Here is a 21427-nt window from a genome sequence, read left to right as displayed (position 1 = left end):
GATTATGACATATGAAGAAGCGATATCCTATTTAGAAAGTACGTCAACCTTTGGTATAAAGCCAGGTTTAACACGTATTCAATCTATATTAGATGCATTAGACAATCCAGAAAGAGCATATAAAATTATTCATGTCACAGGAACTAATGGAAAGGGATCTACAGCTGCCTACATTTCTTATGCTTTGTTTATGAGTGGTTTAAAAGTTGGTAGATTTACATCCCCTCATTTAGAGTCCTATACAGAACGTATTATGATTAATGATACTATGATTAGCGAAGAGGCATTTGCTGATGCATTGGATAATGTACGTGATGTGGTGGATACGCTAACGAAGAAAGGCATGGAATATCCTACACAATTTGAATTATTGACAGCCACAGCATTTTTATATTTTAAAATGCAAACAGTAGAATATGCTGTTATCGAAGTAGGTCTTGGTGGATTATTAGATTCAACTAATGTAGTACTCCCAGAAGTGTCGGTCATTACTAATGTGACGATTGATCATACTGCATATTGTGGAACAACTGTAGAAGAAATTGCTGAGCATAAGGCTGGCATTATTAAAGCTGGAGTGCCAGTTGTAACAGCGGCACAATCACCAGCATTAGATATCATTGAAAAGACTGCTCAAGAGAAACATGCACCTTTGTATGTATATAATAAGGCATTTACCATTGATAGTCGCAGCGCGATTACTGTGGGAGACACTAAGGGGCAAATGGTTACTATTTCTGATGAAGGCGGCAATCCAGCAATGTTGTTTACTAAATTATGCGGCATTCATCAAGCAGTGAATTTGTCATGTGCGTTGATGGCAGTGCGCTTGCTTATGACTAAAGAGAGCAAAATTAGTGAGGAAACAATGCGTGAAGGTTTTGCAAGAACTGAATGGCCTGGTAGATTTGAAATACTTTTAGTAGATGGTAGAACATTTATTTTAGATGGTGCACATAATGCAGCAGGCTCAGAAGCATTTGAAATGACATATAAAGAACTGTTTCAAAATAAACCTAAAACATTAATTATGGCAATTATGAAAGACAAAGAAATCCCGCAAATTATTAGTCAAGTAGTTAAAGAGGGTGACCGTGTATTTACTGTTGCAGCACAATCACAATTAGAACGCAGTGAAAACCCAAAAGATTTAGCCAATCGAATTGGTAATAATGCCACCCCTATTAGTTCAGTATCTAGTGCACTAGAAGAAGCGATAAGAGAAACTAATACAGGTGATATTGTTGCTATATGTGGATCTTTGTATATTTTAGGGGAAGTGCGGCGATGGCTTAGACAGAAAGCTATTGGCTGAGGAGTATTTTATGATGAATATGATACAACAGGGATCTTTTACATCACGTTTTGACGTATATATTCGTAATATGCTTTATATTATAGCTATTGCTGTTCCATTGCATCCTATATTAGGCGATGTAGCTATTTTTATTACAACTTGCATGGCTTTGTATAATCACTTTAGATTTCATAAAATATATGATATTCATTTTGATAGTTTATTTCTATCTGTACTACTTTTTGTATGTTGGACTTTCTTATCATCTCTTTTATCTTCTAATAGGTTATTTTCTGTAGCTAGTTGTTTGTATCAGATTGGTGAATGTGCAATTGTGTACTTCTTGATGCGTTTCTACTTAAAAACACCTACACAGTGGAAATATTATATATATGCGATGTTAGTCAGTTCTTTGATTGTTGCTTTAATAGGTATATATCAATATATTTTTATTACAGAAATTCAGATGCATACATGGGTTGATGCTGATAAATTTCCAAATTTAATGAGAAGAATGTATTCAACATTAATGAATCCTAATCTATATGGCGCCTATTTATTAATAATCTTAAGTGCTATTGGTAGCTTCGTATTAAAATTTATCCAACTTAAAAAATGGAAAAAGCTCATCTATATAGGAATACTAGGTGTTGTTCTTCTGATTTCTATGATACTAACTTACTCTCGAGGTATTTGGATTAGTTTTGCTTGTATTATACTTTTTTGGGGAATAATAGTGAATCGCAAACTATTATGGACATTATTGCTTATACCTATTGTGTTGTATTTTTATCATGGTGAAGTAGGGATCCGTTTATGGTCATTATTTTCAGGTAATGATACATCTGTTGCACTGCGTTGGGCCTTGTGGGATAGTACAACATATATGATTGCAGACCATCCTCTTTGGGGAGTGGGATGGAATACATTCCAGCTAGAATATCCATCGTACAATTATTTTATACAGGATTCTGAAGTTCTAATGTATCATGCACATAATATGATTCTTAATATATCTGCGGAAGCAGGTATATTGGGGATGGTATTCTTTATGTTAATCCTAGGCACACATCTTTGGTCGATGTACCGAAAAAAAGAGAAATACCATACTTCATCTTATAGAAGCGAATGCATTAGTAGTGATAGTTATAGTATTATATATGATAGTGTTAAATGGATGCTAGGAGCTATAATAGTTGGTGTTCTAATCAGTGGGTTATCTGATTATGAATTGTATAGTCATCAGATTTCTATTGTATTTTGGCAAACATTAGGACTTTGTGCCTGTGTGATAGAGTATAAAAACAAAAATGATAATAAATCTCCATATAAATGCTAAGATACTAGAGAATGGTATATTGAAAAATAACCAACAGTTATATCAAATTAACAAATAGTTATATATTAGTCATGACCATTATGCAAAAAAAGCATAATGGTCTATTTCTATTTCTAGTTAAATACATATTATGCATATTGGTTGACAATACTTTTTGAAAAGCATAAGATGTAATCGTTCAAAGAATTAATTCATCAGAATTCAATTCGAAATGCTAGTAATATTCATTGAGAAAGATTATAGCTGTAATGAAAATCTATTATTGATAATCAAACAGCTATAACTAAGAGGCATTCTCAAATTATATACTGGTAGGGATGAACAAAGAATAAGGATTGACGGTTGTTCAAACTATTCATAACTAAAGGAGATGATAGTGATGATTAACATCCTAGACCGTGTGAAGGGGAGTTCTCTTCAAGGAAAAATTGTCACTGCTGAAGAAGCAGCTAAGCTGATTAATCCAGGTGATAAAGTAGGCATTTCTGGCTTTACTCCATCTGGATATGCAAAAGCAGTTCCTTTAGCATTGGCAAAACGTATGGAATCAGATCCATTTCAAATTGATTTATGGACTGGTGCTTCTGTTGGTGATGAAGCTGATGGTGCATTAGCACGTGTAAATGGCATTCATCGTCGTTTTCCATATCAAACGAATAAGGATATGCGCAATGCATTGAATAACGAGCAAGTTCGTTATAGTGATATGCATTTAAGTCATGTAGCCCAACAAATTCGTTATGGATTTTATGGCGACTGTGATGTAGCTATTGTTGAAGCAGCTTGTATTAATGAAGATGGAAGCATTGTTCCTACGACTTCAGTAGGTAACTCACCTACATTTGTGAGTCAAGCTAAAAAGGTAATCGTAGAAGTTAATGTAAGCCAACCACTTACTTTAGTTGGTATGCACGACATTTATGAACCACTTGATCCACCTCATCGTCAACCAATCCCATTGGTAACTGCTGGAGATCGCATTGGTACAGATGCAATTCCTTGTGATCCTAGTAAGATTGTAGCGATTGTACCTTGTGATATTCCAGATACAACTCGCCCATTGGCACCAATTGATGATGATGCGAAAAAAATGAGTGGACATTTAATTGAGTTCTTCAAGAATGAAATTAAACAAGGTCGCTTACCAGAAAATCTTCTTCCATTACAATCTGGTGTAGGTTCAGTTGCTAATGCTGTTATTAGTGGTTTAGCACAAGGACCATTTAAAGATCTTTCCATTTATACTGAAGTAATTCAAGACGGTATGTTTGATCTTATTGATGCAGGAAAGGTTAATGTTTGTTCCGGTACTGCATTGAGTCCATCTCCAGATGGATTAAAACGTTTTTATGCAAATATCGATGAATATCGTAAAAAAATCATTTTACGCCCACAAGAAATTTCTAACAATCCTGGCCTTGCAAGACGGTTAGGCGTTATTGCCATGAATACGGCTATTGAATTTGATATTACTGGTAATGTAAACTCCACACATATCATGGGTAGTAAAATGATGAATGGTATTGGCGGATCTGGAGATTTCGCAAGAAATGCATATATCTCTATTTTCTGTACTAATTCTGTCGCTAAAAACGGTGACATTAGTTCAATTGTTCCAATGTGTTCTCATATTGATCATACTGAACATGATGTATTAGTATTTTGTACAGAACAAGGGATTGCAGACGTTCGTGGCATGAGTCCAATTGAACGTGCACGTACAATTATTAAAAATTGTGCACATCCTGATTACAAGCCAATGTTAGAAGATTACCTAGAACGAGCTATCGTTGCAACTAAACACGCCCACACACCTATGTTGCTAGATGAAGCTCTTTCTTGGCATAAACGTTTCACTGAAACTGGAACAATGAAAATTAAAAAGTAGTTTTACTTTAGGAGGATGATGAGAATTATGGCTAATGAAAATTTAAAAGCCCGCTTGGAAGCATATGAAGCAGCATGTGCAAAATCGTATGAAAAAACACCTGAAAGAAAGAATTTAAAACACAATAAACTATATACTCCTTTAGATATTGAAGGTTTCGATTACGAAAGAGACTTGAACGTACCAGGTGAATTTCCTTATACTCGTGGTGTTCAACCTACTATGTATCGTGGCCGTTTATGGACAATGCGTATGTATGCAGGGTTCTCTACTGCAGAAGAATCCAACAAACGTTATCGCTATTTGATTGAATCAGGTGCAACAGGCCTATCTTGTGCGTTTGACTTGCCTACACAAATCGGTTATGACTCTGATGATGCTATGGCAGAAGGCGAAGTTGGTAAAGTTGGTGTAGCTATTGACTCTTTAGCAGATATGGAAATATTGTTTGACGGTATTGATCTTGGTAAAGTTTCTACATCTATGACAATTAATGCACCTGCATCTGTATTATTGGCAATGTACATTGCTGTTGGTGAAAAACAAGGTGTTCCTTCCACAGAGTTACGTGGTACTATTCAAAATGATATTTTGAAAGAATATGCAGCTCGTGGTACCTATATTTTCCCACCAAAACCTTCCATGCGTTTAATTACTAACATCTTCGAATATTGTTCTCAGTATGTACCAAAATGGAATACAATTTCAATTTCTGGTTACCATATTCGTGAAGCTGGTTCTACAGCAGCACAAGAAATTGCATTTACCATCGCTGATGGTATTGCATATGTAGAAGCTGCATTAAAAGCTGGCTTAGATGTAGATGCGTTTGCAGGTCGTTTATCCTTCTTCTGGAATGCACATAATAATGTACTTGAAGAAGTTGCAAAATTCCGTGCATCTCGTCGTTTATGGGCAACTATCATGAAAGAACGTTTTGGTGCTAAAAAACCAAAATCCATGATGTTACGTGTACATACTCAAACAGCTGGTTCTATGTTAACTGCACAACAAGTTGATAATAATATTGTTCGTGTAGCACTTCAAACTGCTGCAGCTGTTATGGGTGGAACACAGTCCTTACATACTAACTCCCGTGATGAAGCTTTGGCTTTGCCAACTGAAGCATCTGTACAAGTTGCACTTAGAACACAACAAATTGTTGCTTATGAATCTGGTTTGGCTGATGTAGTTGACCCATTAGGTGGTTCCTACTATGTAGAAGCTATGACTAATGCTATCTATGATGAAGCTATGGATTATATTAAGAAAATCGATGAAATGGGTGGCGCTGTTGTAGCAATTGAAAAAGGCTATATCCAAAAAGAAATTCAAGAATCCGCCTATAAATGGCAAATGGAAGTTGAATCTGGATTACGCACAATTGTTGGTGTCAACAAATTCCAAGTTGAAGAACCACCAGTTGAAGGTTTGTTGAAAATTGATGCATCTGTTGGCGTAAAACAAGCTAAGAAAACTCAAGAAGTTCGCGCTCGTCGTGATCAGGCGGCAGTTGACAAAGCATTGGCAGCGTTAAAAGTCGGCGCTGAAGATGAAAATGTTAACTTGATGCCGTTAATCCTTGATGCAGTTCGTACTTACGCTACATTGGGTGAAATTTGTAATGTATTGCGTGGCGTATTCGGTGAATACCAAGCTCATTCCACATTATAATTTAAAAGCTTAGTTTGGAGGTAATTTATCATGGCAGAAAAACGTATCAGAGTAATAGTAGCAAAACCAGGTCTTGATGGTCATGACCGTGGTGCAAAAGTAGTAGCACGCGCACTTCGCGATGCTGGTTTTGAAGTAATTTATACAGGTCTTCGTCAAACACCAGAACAAATTGTTGAAGCCGCTTTATCTGAAGATGTTAATGTAGTAGCATTAAGTCTTCTTTCTGGAGCACACAACACATTGTTCCCTAAAATTGTTGAAATGTTAAAAGAAAAAGGCATGGATGATGTTTTAGTAATTGGTGGTGGCGTTATTCCTGATAGTGATATACCAGGATTAAAAAAAGCTGGGGTAGCAGCAATCTTTACACCAGGCACACCAACTGGTGACATCGTTAAATTTATTAACGAAAATGTAAAATAATTAGTAGAATAAAGGCTCAAGTGACAGATTTCCTTGGGCCTTTACCTAAATAACAGTAAGGTGGTGTTACCATGGATCTGGTGAAAGGACTATTAAGTGGTTCTAGATTAGCCCTAGCTCGAGCAATTACAGCTGTGGAAAGCGAGTATGATAACGCAGTAGAAATCATGCAAGCTATTTATCCTAAGACTGGTAATGCACGTATTTTAGGAATTACAGGTGCTCCTGGTGCAGGAAAGTCCACTTTGACAGACAAAGTCGTTAAACAATATTTAGCACAAGGCAAGCGTATAGGTATTGTCGCTGTGGATCCAACTAGTCCATTTTCTGGAGGGGCTATTCTAGGGGATCGCATACGTATGAATGATTTAACACTTAATGAAAATGTGTTTATTCGTAGTATGGGGACTCGTGGTAGTCTAGGTGGTTTATCCAAAAAAACATCTGATGTTGTAAAACTTATGGATGCATTTGGAATGGACCTAATTATTATAGAAACTGTTGGCGTTGGACAATCAGAAGTAGACATTGTCAAGAATGCAGATACCACTTTGGTTGTATTGGTTCCTGGTCTTGGTGATGACATTCAAGCGATTAAAGCAGGTATTCTTGAAATAGGCGATGTATTTGCAATTAATAAAGCTGATAGAGATGGCTGTGACCGCTTGAACGTAGAAATTGAGATGATGCTTGATTTAGATGAACGCGATGTAAAATGGCGTCCACCAATTAAGCGAACTATTGCAAGTAAAGATATCGGCGTTGATGAACTTTGTGAATCATTAGATGAGCATTTTGAATTTTTAGAAGATTCTGGTGAGCTAATAGAGCGTCGAGCTGAGCGAACTAGAAACGAAATCGTTGCAATGATTAATGAGCAAATTGGTCGCTATGTAGCAGAAAAAATTGTTAATAGCGATGAATTTAATAGCCAAGTTGATGATGTACATAATCGTAAAAACGATCCATATACAGTTGTCAACGATGTTATGGTTAAAGTGTTAAAGTAGACGGCGACTACATTAACATTTATATTATAGCCACTTATAAAAGTTATAAAGGAGAGAATTGACATGGCTTTTAAAGTATTACAAGTAGACCACATTGGTATTGGCGTTAATGATTTAGCAGCAACAAAAGAATTTTATAAAAATGCATTGGGAATTCAACATTTACCAGAAGATGAAATTGTTGAAGAACAAAAAGTAAAAGTTAGTTTTTTCCCATGTGGTGATGCTGAATTAGAGTTTTTGGAAACAACTACTCCAGATGGCCCTATTGGAAAATTCATTGAAAAAAATGGCGGTCGTGATGGCATCCAACATGTTGCGCTTCGTGTAGATAATATTGAAGCAGCTATTGCTGATTTAACAGCAAAAGGAATTCGTATGATTGATCAAAAACCTCGCTATGGTGCTGGTGGATCTTCTATCGCATTCGTTCATCCAAAAGCAACTGGCGGTGTATTACTTGAACTTTGCCAACGTATGAAATAAAATAGAAATATATCATATTTATATGGAGGTGTAATCATGCCAACTGTTCAAGAAAAAATTGATTTATTGCATGAAAAACTTACTGCTGTTAAAGCTGGTGGCGGTGAAAAACGTATTGCAAAGCAGCATTCCCAAGGTAAAATGACTGCTCGTGAACGTTTAGCTAAACTTTTTGATGATAATTCATTCGTGGAATTAGATCAATTTGTTAAACATCGTTGCGTAAATTTTGGTCAAGAAAAGAAAGAACTTCCTGGTGAAGGGGTTATCACTGGTTATGGTACAGTGAATGGCCGTCTAGTATATGCATTTGCACAAGATTTCACTGTTGAAGGTGGTTCTCTTGGTGAAATGCATGCTGCTAAAATCGTTAAAGTACAACGCTTAGCAATGAAAATGGGTGCACCATTAGTTGGCATTAATGATTCTGGTGGAGCACGTATTCAAGAAGCTGTAGATGCTCTAGCTGGGTATGGTAAAATCTTCTTTGAAAATACGAATGCTTCTGGCGTTATTCCTCAAATTTCAGTTATTATGGGGCCTTGTGCAGGCGGCGCCGTATACTCTCCAGCATTAACTGATTTTATCTACATGGTAAAAAATACTTCTCAAATGTTTATTACAGGACCAGCTGTTATTAAATCAGTAACAGCAGAAGAAGTAACAGCTGAAGCATTAGGTGGTGCAATGGCACATAATAGCGTGTCTGGTGTAGCCCATTTTGCAGCTGAAGATGAAGACGATTGCATTAACCAAATTCGTTATTTATTAGCATTTTTACCAAGCAATAATATGGAAGATGCTCCTATTGTTGATACTGGTGATGATCCATCTCGTGAAGAAGAATCGTTAAATACATTGTTGCCTGATAACTCTAACATGCCATATGATATGTATGAAGTTATTGAAAAAACAGTTGATAATGGCGAATACTATGATGTACAACCTCATTTTGCAAAAAATATCATCACTTGCTTTGCTCGTTTTGATGGACAAACTGTAGGTATTATTGCAAACCAACCACGTGTAATGGCAGGTTGCCTTGACATTAATGCATCTTGTAAATCTTCTCGATTCATTCGTTTCTGTGATGCCTTTAATATTCCAATTGTAAACTTTGTTGATGTACCAGGATTTTTGCCAGGTACTAATCAAGAATGGGGCGGAATTATTCGTCATGGTGCTAAAATGTTATATGCTTATTCTGAAGCAACTGTACCTAAAGTTACAGTTATTACTCGTAAAGCATATGGTGGTTCTTACTTAGCAATGTGTTCTCAAGATTTAGGGGCAGATCAAGTATTTGCATGGCCAACATCTGAGATTGCTGTAATGGGACCAGCTGGTGCAGCTAATATTATCTTTAAACGTGATGAAGATAAAGAAGCTAAAACAGCAAAATACGTTGAAGAATTTGCAACTCCTTATAAAGCGGCAGAACGTGGGTTTGTTGATGTAGTTATCGAACCTAAACAAACACGCCCAGCAGTTATTAATGCTTTAGCAATGTTAGCAAGCAAACGCGAGCTTCGGGCACCTAAAAAACATGGTAATATTCCTTTATAATGATAAATCATATTAGTTAAACTATATTATCATCTGATTCTTGGAAGAACTTCGTAGGTGAACGTAGAAAGGGGAGATTAGTATGACTACAAATCCTTGGTTGATCATGGCAATTAACATGACAGTCGTATTTGCTGTTCTTATTGCTTTAGGGATTTTGATGCAAATTGTTTATTGGATTGATCCAACAAAAAAAAAATTAAAAAAAACTAGTGTGGCAACTCCCACTCCATCTTCTGAATCAAGTGTAGCGACTCCAACCGTTACGACCAATGATGAAGAGGTAATAGCAGCTATTGTAGGTGCAGTTGTTGCGATGGGATATTCTTCACATCAAATCGCATCTATTCGCCCCATCATTAGTAAAACATGGCGTATGGATGGTCGACTCAGTGGTAGAAACTGATTAAACATTCTAGGAGGAGAATTTGTATGAGTAATGCTTCAACAACTTCAGCTAATACGAAACAACCAACTGAAGAAGTAATGGCTGTTATCGTAGGTGCTATTTCAGCAATGGGATACACAGCTGATCAAATTGCCTGTGTTCGTCCTATCATTAGCCAAAACTGGCGTTTTGAAGGTCGATTAAAGGGTAGAGGATGTTAATTAATTTACATATTATAATGTTAGCAATAGATAACTCTATTAAAAATAAATATGCTAATGTTTTACTATAGTAGGAGGAATTTGAAATGAAACAATTTAATGTAACTGTGAATGGTACAACTTATGATGTAGTAGTAGATGAAGTAAAAGCAGCAGCTGCACCAGCTCCAGCTGCAGCCCCAAAAGCAGCAGCTGCACCAGCTCCAAAAGCTGCACCAGCTCCAGCAGCTAAACCTGCAGCACCAGTAGCAGCAGGTGCTGAAACTGTTAAATGCCCAATGCCAGGTAAAATTCTTTCCGTAGCAGTAACTGCTGGTCAAGCAGTTAAAAAAGGCGAAGTGCTTTGCGTATTAGAAGCTATGAAAATGCAAAATGAAATTTATGCTCCTCATGATGCAACTGTAACTGATGTTCGCGTAGCTGCTAATCAGACTGTATCTACAGGAGAAGATTTAATCGTTTTAGGTTAATTTCAAAGTAGTTATTAGTTATGTTATAGCAAGCTGATAGTTCTATTAGCTTGCTCATAACGGAATAGGGGGAACGTACATGGATGCTTTTATGGTCGCATTAAACGCTGTGTGGAATGACAGTGGTTTTATCGCATTCACATGGGGTAACCTCGCAATGATCGTTGTTGGTTTACTTTTACTTTATTTAGCATTTGCTAAAGAATTTGAACCACTATTATTAGGTCCTATTGCGTTTGGTTGTATACTAGCTAACTTACCACGTAATGGCTTTGAAGAAGGTGTTATGGCCTTAATTAGCCAAGGGATTAAATATGAAATATTCCCTCCTTTGATTTTCTTAGGTGTAGGAGCAATGACAGATTTTGGTCCATTAATTGCTAATCCTAAGACATTATTGTTAGGTGCAGCAGCACAATTTGGTGTTTTTATAGCTTTAGCTGGCGCTATGTTGGTAGGATTTACTGAACAACAAGCAGGTGCTATTGGTATTATTGGCGGCGCAGATGGACCTACATCCATTTATTTAGCCTCTAAAATGGCACCAGAATTGTTGGGCGCAATTGCTGTAGCTGCGTACTCTTATATGTCTCTTGTTCCATTGATTCAGCCACCAGTTATGAAGCTGCTTACTACTGAATCAGAACGTAAAATTAAAATGGAACAATTACGTGAAGTAACTCGTTTTGAAAAAATTGTATTCCCAATTGTATCAACAATATTTATTTCCTTATTATTACCACCAATTACTTCTTTATTAGGATGTTTGATGTTAGGCAATTTACTTCGTGAATCTGGAGTTACACAACGTTTAGCAGATACATCTGAAAATGCATTAATCAACATTGTTACCATATTCTTGGCAACAGGTACTGGTTTAACAATGGATGCTGAACATTTTATTGATTTAAAAACATTAGAAATTATTGTATTAGGCTTAGTTGCATTTATCGGCGGTACAGCAGCAGGTGTAATATTTGGTAAGATTATGTGCAAATTTGATGGTGGTAAAACAAATCCACTTATTGGTTCAGCAGGTGTATCTGCTGTTCCGATGGCAGCACGTGTATCACAGGTTGTAGGTTCTAAAGCTGATCCTAGTAACTTTTTATTGATGCATGCTATGGGACCTAATGTGGCAGGCGTAATTGGGACTGCAGTAGCTGCAGGTACAATGCTTGCTATGATAATGCCTAATTAATTCGTGTTAATACTATGTATTCTCTATCCTTCATTGATAGAGAGTACATAGTATAAAGAAATCTAAAGTCCAATCATATATGAGAGGATGCATGATGTGAGATATAAAGAGGTGCTTGAATTGTTATCAGTAGAAATTAAAATTCTAATATGCACTTTATATTCACTACTTATATTTTTTGTGGCGGGCTATACGATTGGATCGTCCCGTAAGCTCCAATGGTTTCAACGACGAACTAAGTATTCTTTTTTTAACCGGAGAGGTATCATTAGTGAACATTTATTCTTTGGATATCCTAAGACAAAAGAAGGACTCTTAGTCACGTTATGTATGTGCATTGCAATACTAATAGGTTGCAGTGTAGTATGCTATTATTTGTAACGTATAGTTTTTTTGCCATCTCTTGTTATATGTTTGGATCATATAAACTATCTTTATTCTCGGTTAGGAGATGATGATGTATGGGTTCGGCAGAACAGACTTTAATTGTATTAGCTGTCATGGCGGTTTTATTTGTTACAGAAATTATTCCATTAGCAATTACTTCATTAGGCGGAGCTATAGCACTTGGCTTATTAGGTATTATACCAGCAAAACAAGTTTTTTCGGGATTATCAAATAGTACTGTAGTATTATTTGCGGGAATGTTTGTTATTGGCGGTGCTATGTTTTATACTGGATTAGCACAAAAAATAGGTACACTTGTTGTTTCAAAGGCCGGTTCTGGTGAAAACAGATTAATGTTTGCAGTTATGGTTGTTACTGCACTCATGTCCTCTGTTTTATCAAATACAGGTACTGCAGCTGCTCTATTGCCAGTAGTAGTCGGTATTTGTTCAGCTGCTAATATTTCTGCAAGTCGTCAATTAATGCCAATGGCTTTTGCTGCTAGTATTGGTGGTATCATCACTTTAGTTGGTACACCACCAAATATTATTGCAAACGGTGCATTAGGTGAAGCAGGTTTAACAAAATTTGGGTTCTTTGAATTCGCATGGATTGGTATTCCGTTAACTGTTGCTACCATTTTATTTATGATGACAATTGGTAAACGGTTTTTACCTAATAAAATTATTTCTGGTGATGTAGAAGTTGAGCAAGAAGTAGATCCTGAATGTGTATCCAATGATCCTAAAAAAATGTGGTTATCTGGTATTATTTTATTAGCTGTAGTTATATGTATGGCTGCAGAATTATTGCCATTATATATTGCCGCTGTTATAGGGGCGATTCTCTGTGTACTAGTTGGATGTATGAAAGAAAAGCAAGCTTATGCATCGATTGATTGGGTTACTATTTTCTTATTTGCTGGTATGATGCCAGTTGCCTCTGCAATGGATAAATCAGGAGCAGGGAAAATGATTGCTGATGTTGTACTAAGTGTTATGGGTAGTGATCCTAATCCTGTATTTGCAACAGCTGTATTGTTTATTTTGTCTTGTTTATTAACTCAATTTATGTCTAATACAGCATCTTGTGCTTTATTAGCACCAATTGGTATTTCTATTGCAAAAGGTATGGGCGCTGATCCTCATGCAGTATTAATGGCAATCGCTGTTGCTGCATCTTGTGCGTTTGGTACACCAGTTGGTACACCTCCAAATACTATTGTATTAGGACCAGGTCAATATTCTTTTATGGACTATGTAAAAGCGGGTGTTCCACTTATACTTGTTTGTTTCGTAGTAAGTTTAATCGTTATTCCAATAGTATGGCCTTTCTTTTAAAAGTATATAATAGAAGTGGTTATAATATATTAGATTATACGTATCATAATATATGTTGCTTAATGATATGAACTATAATTATAGTGCTCTGTATCGATTTTCTCGAACAGATAGTATCATTTACTATTTAGAAATGAGTTCGGTATGTAACCGAGCTCATTTCTTTTATTTAGGTTACTACATTCCATATTCTAGTCATCTACATAGCTATTTAATTTGTTGAAACACACTTATATGAGTAAAATATCATAAATATAGTAGATACTATTTTTTTAGAACAAGAAGTTTCTATCACGTAGGACTCTATACTTCTTAGTATTAACATATTTTGAATAATGGTTATAGGACAAAACGTGTTGTTTTAAATGCCGATGGAACTAGGAAATCACTAGCTCTATCGGTATTTTATTCTTTTAGTGAACTTTAAAGGGTGAGCAAAATACCATTACATCGGATGGAACATTTATGATTTAATTCTAAAATGAATAGAGGTATAAACATCTATTATGTTTGTTATGTAATGAATTTACTCATGAAAGAGTAATAGTTATATGGGGGATACATAGTATATATAGATAGGATTGCACAGATATAATTGATAATAAAATCATTAATATTAGGGATGAAAAAATATTAAATTGAGAATATCTAGAAAAGACATATTGTTATTAAATTAGCAAAAAATTATAAATGAATTATATTATCATTTGGTAAAATGTCTTTATAATATATGATTTTTTATAGATTTATAATTGCTAAAATTTAATAAATAATTATTATCCTTTTGTTTGACAATCCAATAGAAACATGTAATAATGAGAACATAAGTTAAGGCAGGTGCCTTTTTAAATGATAAAAAAAGTTATATTCTATATTTGGAGGTATTATCATGAGAGTTATTGCTGACGGTTGTATTAAATGTGGTTCTTGTGCTTCTGTATGCCCAGTAGGTGCTATTAATGAAGGCGAAACAAAATATGAAATTAATGACACTTGCATCGACTGCGGTTCTTGCGAATCTGTTTGTCCTTGCTCTGTTATCTCTGCTGAATAGTATAGATATGTTACGATGCAACGATGTAATATTTTATTAATAAAATAAGAAAAGTTGATTGAGACGTGTTGATCTCTATTCATTTTATTGGATAGATATTACTAGGCTATTTTAGGAATGAGTTCAGTATTTACTGAACTCATTCCTTTTAATTTTCGCTCATTATAACAACAAATAGTGTTAACTAGTACCATATATGGTTATCGATAAGTACTTAACTAACGTGTATTAGCTATTGTATACAGGGAAAATATAATTAATACAAGGAAAATTTTAATCAAGTTAGAAAGTCGAATGGATTTTAAAATAGAGCCGGTACAGGTAGGTCATGGATGAGAATTCACTAATTAGGGTGATGAAACGAAATTGATTATTTTGTAGAGTATTATGGAACTTAGGCATAAAACATAAGCTGATACGTCAATTTTCACCATGGTAACAGGGGGAACGTAAAATCATAAAGTTGATAGAGATTGGTTTTACAGAAGAAAGGTTATAAGTTTTGACGCTTTCTTAAAGGCGCATCAGCAGTATGCCAATAGATATAATAACATAGCAGAAAATATTGAATTTTACATACCTCAGGCATATATAACAAAGTACGTTTTACCTACATCGTTAGAAGTCTATGTCACACATGTTGACTATTATAGAGTATTATTAGATTTTAGATAATACATTATTTTACATTATAAGAACATGTCATGTATAATAAATATGATTAGTAGCATATTAGAAGTGAGGTGTTATATTGTTTTATGGACTTTTATTAGTTTGTTTAGTAATAGATCAAATAACAAAATATGTTGTTAGAACGCATATGATGGTAGGCGACTCAATTCCTCTTCTATCAAATGTATTCCATATTACATATATTTTAAATCGGGGTGCAGCTTTTGGAATCCTAGAGAATCAAAGACTATTTTTTTTAGGCATTGTACTTATTTTATTAGTTATATATATCATATTTCGACATACTATTCACAGAGGGCCAAGATATTTAAAGATAGGTGCAGCATTGTTAATGAGTGGTGCTATTGGTAACGGTTGGGATCGATTTCATTATAATGCAGTGATTGATTTTTTTGATTTTAGGATTTGGCCTATCTTTAATGTGGCAGATATTACTATTTGTATTGGGGTCTCTTTAGTAGCATATTATATGATACGGAGTAAATAGAAACGATTACTATATATTCTTATATATATGTTTATATATCAGTTGTTATATAGTATTATAGTATGAATGAATTGAAAATTTCTTAGTATCAATAGAGTTACCATAAGACGTGAATAATACATGTATAATTAATAATATGCATAGATAAATATTCTAGGAGGCTGACAATCACTAAGTATGTTATATCTATATCAATATAGCCTATTTTATGAGGTATGGATAATATGATTGAATGATGATAGGTCTTATATAGTATAAATAATAAATTATTAAGGAGTTATTGAAAATGGAAAGTAAAGAATTCCTTGTTAATGCTCAGGAAGCAGAGGCTCGGCTAGATATTTTTTTAATAGGTCGCATAGAAGGTTCGCGTAGTTTTATCCAAAACTTAATTAAAGCAGATCATGTTAGTGTAAATCAAAAAGTACGTAAACCTAATTATCGACTTACAGAAGGCGATGTGGTTGCTGTTTCAATACCAGAGGCAGAAAGTGTAGAAATTATACCAGAAGATATTCCTTTAGATTATATTTATGAAGATCATGATATAGTTATTGTTAATAAACCTCGAGGAATGGTTGTACATCCTGCATTATCTAATTACTCTGGTACCTTAGTTAACGCATTGCTTTTTCATTGTAAAGATTTATCTGGTATCAATGGTGCTATTCGTCCGGGAATTGTTCATCGTCTAGATAAAGATACATCAGGTGTTATGATGGCGGCTAAAAATGATATGGCACATATGGGCTTAGCAGAACAAGTGAAAGAACACAGCGCTAAGAGAACATACTTAGCGTTGGTGCAAGGTAATATTGTGGAAGAAAAAGGAACTATTAAAGCCCCTATCGGACGGCATCCTAAAGATCGTATGAAAATGGCGGTTGTATTTGAAAATAGTAAAGAAGCAATTACTCATTTCACTGTATTAGAGAGGTTCGGACATCATACTTTAGTAGAATGTGTCTTAGAGACTGGGCGAACTCATCAAATTCGAGTACACTTTGCCTATATCGGTCATCCCGTAGTGAATGATCCATTTTATGGATATCGAAAAATGGATTTTCCTATTCAAGGACAAGCCTTACATTCTCATACGCTAGATATCATACATCCTATTAGTAATAAAAAAATGCATTTTGAGGCTGATATTCCTGAAGATTTTTTAAATTGTATTGAGTTTGCTAAACAGTATCGATTAAAAAAGGGGAGCTAATGGAAGAAGAACGTGTATTAATGGATGAGCAAAATATTACGCGAGCGATTCGACGCATTGCTCATGAGATTTTAGAACGCAATCGAGGACTGGAAAATGCTATTTTGATAGGTATTGAGCGACGAGGTATTTTTCTTGCTGAGCGATTGCGCAAAGAAATTGAATCAATTGAAGGTGTTCATTTAGACTGTACATCAATGAATGTTGCTATGTATCGAGATGATCGTGATATGAGACCTAAAGAGGGAGTATCATTTGCACTAGATACAACTGGTAAATTGGTTATTTTAGTAGATGATGTATTATATACGGGACGAACCATTCGTTCGGCTTTAAATGCACTTATGGATGCAGGAAGGCCTAGGGCGATTCAGTTAGCTGTATTAGTAGATCGTGGCCATCGTGAATTACCTATTCGAGCCGATTTTGTGGGAAAAAACATTCCTACATCTCATTTGGAAAATGTTAATGTGCAAGTTAAAGAATTTGATGGGACTGACGCAGTCATATTAACTACATAGTTGAATTTTATATACATAAGTAAAATATAATATAGTCTTATTTTTACCAGTACATACAATTTGTATTTAGAATAATATGGCGTAGTTCATGATTTTTACCATAGTAGAAATAGATATGGAAATCAATAATAGATAGAAAAACTATCATGTAGATACAATTTACATGATAGTTTAAAAGACAATGAAATAATATACTTTATGATTAAAATAGCCACTTGCAATCATCATTTTAAGAAAGTATATGTTTGTAGTTAATGTTCTATAACGATAGGAGACATTATATAATCTAATCCACCTTGCCTATACTGGGAATTTTTCATTGAAAGTTGCTGTATATCAGTGGCTCGTGTATCTAATTGTGCAAGTTCATAGGGCAGACCAGATAGTTGTTTAAAAAAAGGCGCCCATTTCTTTATAATCGGTGTTTCTCCATTATAATGGCGTAACCAAATTTTTCCTTTTTTAGAAAGTCCTAATAAACGTGCATAAGGTGGAACTATTGTATTGCTTTTGCTAGCAAGGGAACATGTAATATGGAGCAGAAGATTAGCGGCGATTCTGTTAATACGTGCATAGGAATAACGCTTGGATTTTATGAGCCTCAGAGCAGAATCCCATGAGGATGCTTGGCCGGCTTTTATAAATTTATTCTCTAAACCCTCTGTCATATCCTGTATTGTTTTTAAATCGTTAATGGTATGAGTTCGTAACATGGTTAATAACATATCTTCGTAGCGTTGAAAAGATGTGTATTGGCCTTTACTCATGGTAGAAGACACGTCACTAGATATAGATGTAGGAAAATACTTTTCTAAGGACTCAATAGTTTTGGCTGCAAGGTTACGAACAAGTGCTTTTCGTAGAGCTGTACCAGATGGGTATGAAGATGATAAACTTAAAGAATGATGGTGTCCTTGACGTTGAATGAGAATTGGCTTTAATGCTAGATTGTTATTTTCTATGGCACGTAAATACTCAATAGCTAATAGATTATTTGGTTCATTCATCAGTATACCTAGATCATAGTTATAATCTATAATACTTTTTCGCAATGCATGACCATAAAAGGCTCCTGTAGTTAATAAATTTCTACAATTTCTTTGAATATCCACGTTGTTCATTAGGCTAGATAATTCTTTTAATCGTGTTAATTCATTGGTTTCGGCACCAAAAGCAAGATAATGAGCGCCCAACGCATTGGCTAATCGGAGTGCACCAGTAGCAAAATACTCAGCACTGGAAAGTGTGTAAATTGTTGGAAACTCAAATATTAGATCAGCACCATTACATAGGGCCCAACGAGTTCTATGGAATTTATTAAATAAAGCAGGTTGGCCGCGTTGTACAAAGGAACCACTCATAATGATAAGAATAGTAGCGTCTTTGTAGTTCTTTTTTAATTGTTGAATTTGGTAAGCATGACCTCTATGAAAGGGATTATATTCTGCAATAATAGCAATCGTCTCCATAATATCTCCTTAAACTATAACAAAGATTACTATTATTTTAATATATTAAAATATAGTTGACTAGGTGGCTACTAAATAGATAAAGATATGGTATAATATTCGTTGCATACACAATAAATTTATTAAATACCATATTCCTTGTAGAATATTTTTATGTGTCTATGATATAATGTGAAACGTAAGCTAATGTGCTTAGAGGAGTGATTATTTGAAAAATTTATTATTAATTGGCATTCTAAGTGTTTTTTTCCTCTTATCAGCTGGATGTAGTAGTGATAATATATTGGATTCCTATAGCTTTGGGGAGCAAGTGTTCCATGCAGGGCAATCTGAAATTACCGTGGAATTACCCTATGAGTTAGGTAAGAATAAAAATACAACAGAGTCACCAGATGGATATCCGCTAGACTCCTATGCTGGATTAGGTGAACATATAGCAGTATATATAGAAGCAAAACATCCTACTGCTACTAAAATATTACCAGATCCATCAACAATTACCGATAAAAGTGTAAGTGTATTTCAAAGTAATCAAGGTGATGTATCTCAAGATACTATTGATTTAGGTGGTGTACAAGCTCATAAAGTTACAGCCACTTTTATACAGAATAATATTAAGTATAGTTTTTTACAATATGTCTTTTTAGATAAAGGGGTATTGTGGAATATAGTCTACCAATATCAGACTGATGATGAGGTAGGAGCTGGTATCAGCAAAGAAATTGCAGACAAAATTAAGGTTACTCATTAAAGAAAGAGGGATATGTTGATGAACGTATTAGTAGTTAATTGCGGTAGTTCTTCCTTGAAATATCAATTGCTTGATATGACAAATGAAAGTGTGTTAGCAAAAGGACAGTTTGAAAAAATTGGCGCAAAAGATGCAATTTTTACACATAAACGACCTAATGCTGATAAAGTAGAACGTGTTGAATCTATCTTGAATCACAAAGAAGCGTTAACCATTCTATTAAATATTTTGGTAGATGATCAATATGGTGTTATTAAATCTATGGATGAAATTGATGCAGTTGGTCATCGTGTTGTACATGGGGCCGAAAAATTTGCTGATTCCGTATTGATTACGCCAGCTGTTATGGAAGCTTTAAACGAATGTGCTAAAATTGCACCACTTCATAATCCACCAAATATTCAAGGTATTGAAGCTTGTCAAGCTATTATGCCGAAAGTTCCTCAAGTAGCTGTATTTGATACTGCATTCCATCAAACTATGCCAAAAGAAGCATTTTTATATGCTCTTCCTTATGAAGCCTACTCTGAATTAGGTGTTCGTCGTTATGGCTTCCATGGTACATCTCATAAATATGTAGCACAACGTTGTGCAGAATTAATGGGAAAACATATGAGCGATTTGCGCATCATTTCTTGTCATTTAGGTAACGGTTCATCAGTAACAGCAATTAAAGGCGGACGCTCTATCGATACTTCTATGGGCTTCACACCATTATCTGGCCTAGTAATGGGAACTCGTTGTGGTGATATTGATCCTGCCATTGTACCTTATTTAATGAATAAATGGGATATGACTTATAGTGAAGTCGACTCTTTGATGAATAAGAAATCTGGTGTATTGGGAATTTCTGGCGTATCTAATGATTTCCGTGTACTAGAAGATGCAGCTAAAGAAGGAAATAAAAGAGCTCAATTAGCACTTGATATGTTCCATTATAAAGTTCGTCGTGTTATCGGTGCGTATGTTGCTGTTATGGGCGGTGTAGATGCCATTGTATTTACAGCTGGTATTGGCGAAAATGGTATTGGTAATCGTGATGCAATCTGTAATGGCTTAGAATATTTAGGAACTCGTTTAGATAAAGAGCTTAATAATATTCGCGGAGAAGAACGTGAAGTAAGCGTAGAAGGTTCTAAGGTAAAAATCTTTGTTATCCCTACTAATGAAGAAATTATGATTGCCCGTGATACACAACGTATTACAGGAGATTTAGTAAAAAAATAAAATAGTTAAAAAATATATGATGAGCTACCACCGAAATTGGGAAAATTTTGGTGGTAGTTTTTTATAAAGTTTATTGATCTTGTTATATTAGATTGAAACGATTTTCTATATCCTATAAGAATATAGAATTAGTAAGATATGAGTAATAGCATATTTATTCATCAATCATGAACCTTTTGTATCTAACAGATATATTCTCGTACTGGAATTAGTTAGAATATAAGAATTTATTATACTCTTTATATTCTTTGTATTTTCTACATATTCTATTGTACACCCATTAGGTTTCGCATATAATATATACTATAGAGATGAA

General features: G+C 34.8%; 20 protein-coding genes. 19 read left to right on the top strand and 1 reads right to left on the bottom strand.

Going from position 1 to position 21427, the window contains the following annotated elements; all coding sequences use genetic code 11:
• The first annotated feature begins 4 nt into the window (after positions 1-4).
• From P6940_RS02660 to pyrR, 17 genes are all read left to right on the top strand, one after another.
• On the top strand, positions 5-1315 hold the full coding sequence (locus P6940_RS02660) for a bifunctional folylpolyglutamate synthase/dihydrofolate synthase (RefSeq protein ID WP_277293121.1): 1311 nt from the start codon (positions 5-7) through the stop codon (positions 1313-1315).
• Positions 1316-1325: 10 nt separating this feature from the next.
• A complete protein-coding gene (locus P6940_RS02655; RefSeq protein ID WP_277293120.1) occupies positions 1326-2636 on the top strand; it encodes an O-antigen ligase family protein in 1311 nt (436 codons plus the stop codon).
• 379 nt (positions 2637-3015) lie between these two features.
• Positions 3016-4524, top strand: coding sequence for an acetyl-CoA hydrolase/transferase family protein (locus tag P6940_RS02650; RefSeq protein WP_028257149.1), 1509 nt, complete (start codon positions 3016-3018; stop codon positions 4522-4524).
• A 27-nt stretch (positions 4525-4551) separates the two neighbouring features.
• On the top strand, positions 4552-6198 hold the full coding sequence (locus P6940_RS02645) for an acyl-CoA mutase large subunit family protein (protein ID WP_028257148.1): 1647 nt from the start codon (positions 4552-4554) through the stop codon (positions 6196-6198).
• A 30-nt stretch (positions 6199-6228) separates the two neighbouring features.
• A complete protein-coding gene (locus tag P6940_RS02640) occupies positions 6229-6624 on the top strand; it encodes a cobalamin B12-binding domain-containing protein (RefSeq protein WP_028257147.1) in 396 nt (131 codons plus the stop codon).
• Between the two features lie 71 nt (positions 6625-6695).
• On the top strand, positions 6696-7634 hold the full coding sequence (meaB, locus tag P6940_RS02635; RefSeq protein WP_038151868.1) for a methylmalonyl Co-A mutase-associated GTPase MeaB: 939 nt from the start codon (positions 6696-6698) through the stop codon (positions 7632-7634).
• 63 nt (positions 7635-7697) lie between these two features.
• Positions 7698-8120, top strand: a complete 423-nt coding sequence (gene mce, locus P6940_RS02630) for a methylmalonyl-CoA epimerase (protein ID WP_028257145.1) — start codon at positions 7698-7700, stop codon at positions 8118-8120.
• Positions 8121-8156: 36 nt separating this feature from the next.
• Complete coding sequence (gene mmdA / locus P6940_RS02625) at positions 8157-9686, top strand: methylmalonyl-CoA decarboxylase subunit alpha (RefSeq protein ID WP_028257144.1); 1530 nt, start codon at positions 8157-8159, stop codon at positions 9684-9686.
• Between the two features lie 82 nt (positions 9687-9768).
• Positions 9769-10092: a methylmalonyl-CoA decarboxylase subunit delta gene (gene mmdD, locus P6940_RS02620; protein ID WP_028257143.1), complete on the top strand. Its 324-nt coding sequence runs from the start codon at positions 9769-9771 to the stop codon at positions 10090-10092.
• 26 nt (positions 10093-10118) lie between these two features.
• The gene (gene mmdE, locus P6940_RS02615; protein WP_169712401.1) at positions 10119-10295 is read left to right on the top strand and encodes a methylmalonyl-CoA decarboxylase subunit epsilon; all 177 of its coding nucleotides are present in this window, start codon (positions 10119-10121) and stop codon (positions 10293-10295) included.
• Positions 10296-10381: 86 nt separating this feature from the next.
• Positions 10382-10765: a methylmalonyl-CoA decarboxylase subunit gamma gene (gene mmdC / locus P6940_RS02610; RefSeq protein ID WP_277293119.1), complete on the top strand. Its 384-nt coding sequence runs from the start codon at positions 10382-10384 to the stop codon at positions 10763-10765.
• Positions 10766-10844: 79 nt separating this feature from the next.
• A complete protein-coding gene (locus P6940_RS02605) occupies positions 10845-11966 on the top strand; it encodes a sodium ion-translocating decarboxylase subunit beta (protein WP_028257141.1) in 1122 nt (373 codons plus the stop codon).
• 461 nt (positions 11967-12427) lie between these two features.
• A complete protein-coding gene (locus P6940_RS02600) occupies positions 12428-13693 on the top strand; it encodes an SLC13 family permease (RefSeq protein ID WP_028257140.1) in 1266 nt (421 codons plus the stop codon).
• Positions 13694-14582: 889 nt separating this feature from the next.
• On the top strand, positions 14583-14747 hold the full coding sequence (locus tag P6940_RS02595) for an indolepyruvate ferredoxin oxidoreductase subunit alpha (RefSeq protein WP_028257139.1): 165 nt from the start codon (positions 14583-14585) through the stop codon (positions 14745-14747).
• Positions 14748-15498: 751 nt separating this feature from the next.
• Positions 15499-15927: a signal peptidase II gene (gene lspA, locus P6940_RS02590; protein ID WP_038151789.1), complete on the top strand. Its 429-nt coding sequence runs from the start codon at positions 15499-15501 to the stop codon at positions 15925-15927.
• 286 nt (positions 15928-16213) lie between these two features.
• On the top strand, positions 16214-17143 hold the full coding sequence (locus P6940_RS02585) for an RluA family pseudouridine synthase (RefSeq protein WP_028257136.1): 930 nt from the start codon (positions 16214-16216) through the stop codon (positions 17141-17143).
• Entirely contained in the window at positions 17143-17664 is a 522-nt protein-coding gene (gene pyrR, locus P6940_RS02580) for a bifunctional pyr operon transcriptional regulator/uracil phosphoribosyltransferase PyrR (protein ID WP_038151786.1), read from the top strand. The genes P6940_RS02585 and pyrR overlap by 1 nt, the downstream gene beginning before the upstream one ends.
• A 251-nt stretch (positions 17665-17915) precedes the next feature.
• Here the strand turns inward: pyrR and P6940_RS02575 are convergent, their stop codons facing one another.
• Positions 17916-19133: a tRNA(Met) cytidine acetate ligase gene (locus tag P6940_RS02575; RefSeq protein ID WP_277293118.1), complete on the bottom strand. Its 1218-nt coding sequence runs from the start codon at positions 19131-19133 to the stop codon at positions 17916-17918.
• A 208-nt stretch (positions 19134-19341) separates the two neighbouring features.
• Between P6940_RS02575 and P6940_RS02570 the strand changes: the two genes are divergently transcribed.
• A complete protein-coding gene (locus P6940_RS02570) occupies positions 19342-19884 on the top strand; it encodes a hypothetical protein (RefSeq protein ID WP_052076841.1) in 543 nt (180 codons plus the stop codon).
• An 18-nt stretch (positions 19885-19902) separates the two neighbouring features.
• On the top strand, positions 19903-21111 hold the full coding sequence (locus tag P6940_RS02565) for an acetate/propionate family kinase (RefSeq protein WP_038151780.1): 1209 nt from the start codon (positions 19903-19905) through the stop codon (positions 21109-21111).
• Positions 21112-21427 lie beyond the last annotated feature (316 nt).

The sequence above is a fragment of the Veillonella montpellierensis genome, from assembly GCF_947090115.1.
GTDB lineage: Bacteria > Bacillota > Negativicutes > Veillonellales > Veillonellaceae > Veillonella > Veillonella montpellierensis.
Note: the sequence above shows the minus strand (reverse complement) of the source record. Positions and strands in the feature narration are given on the sequence as shown.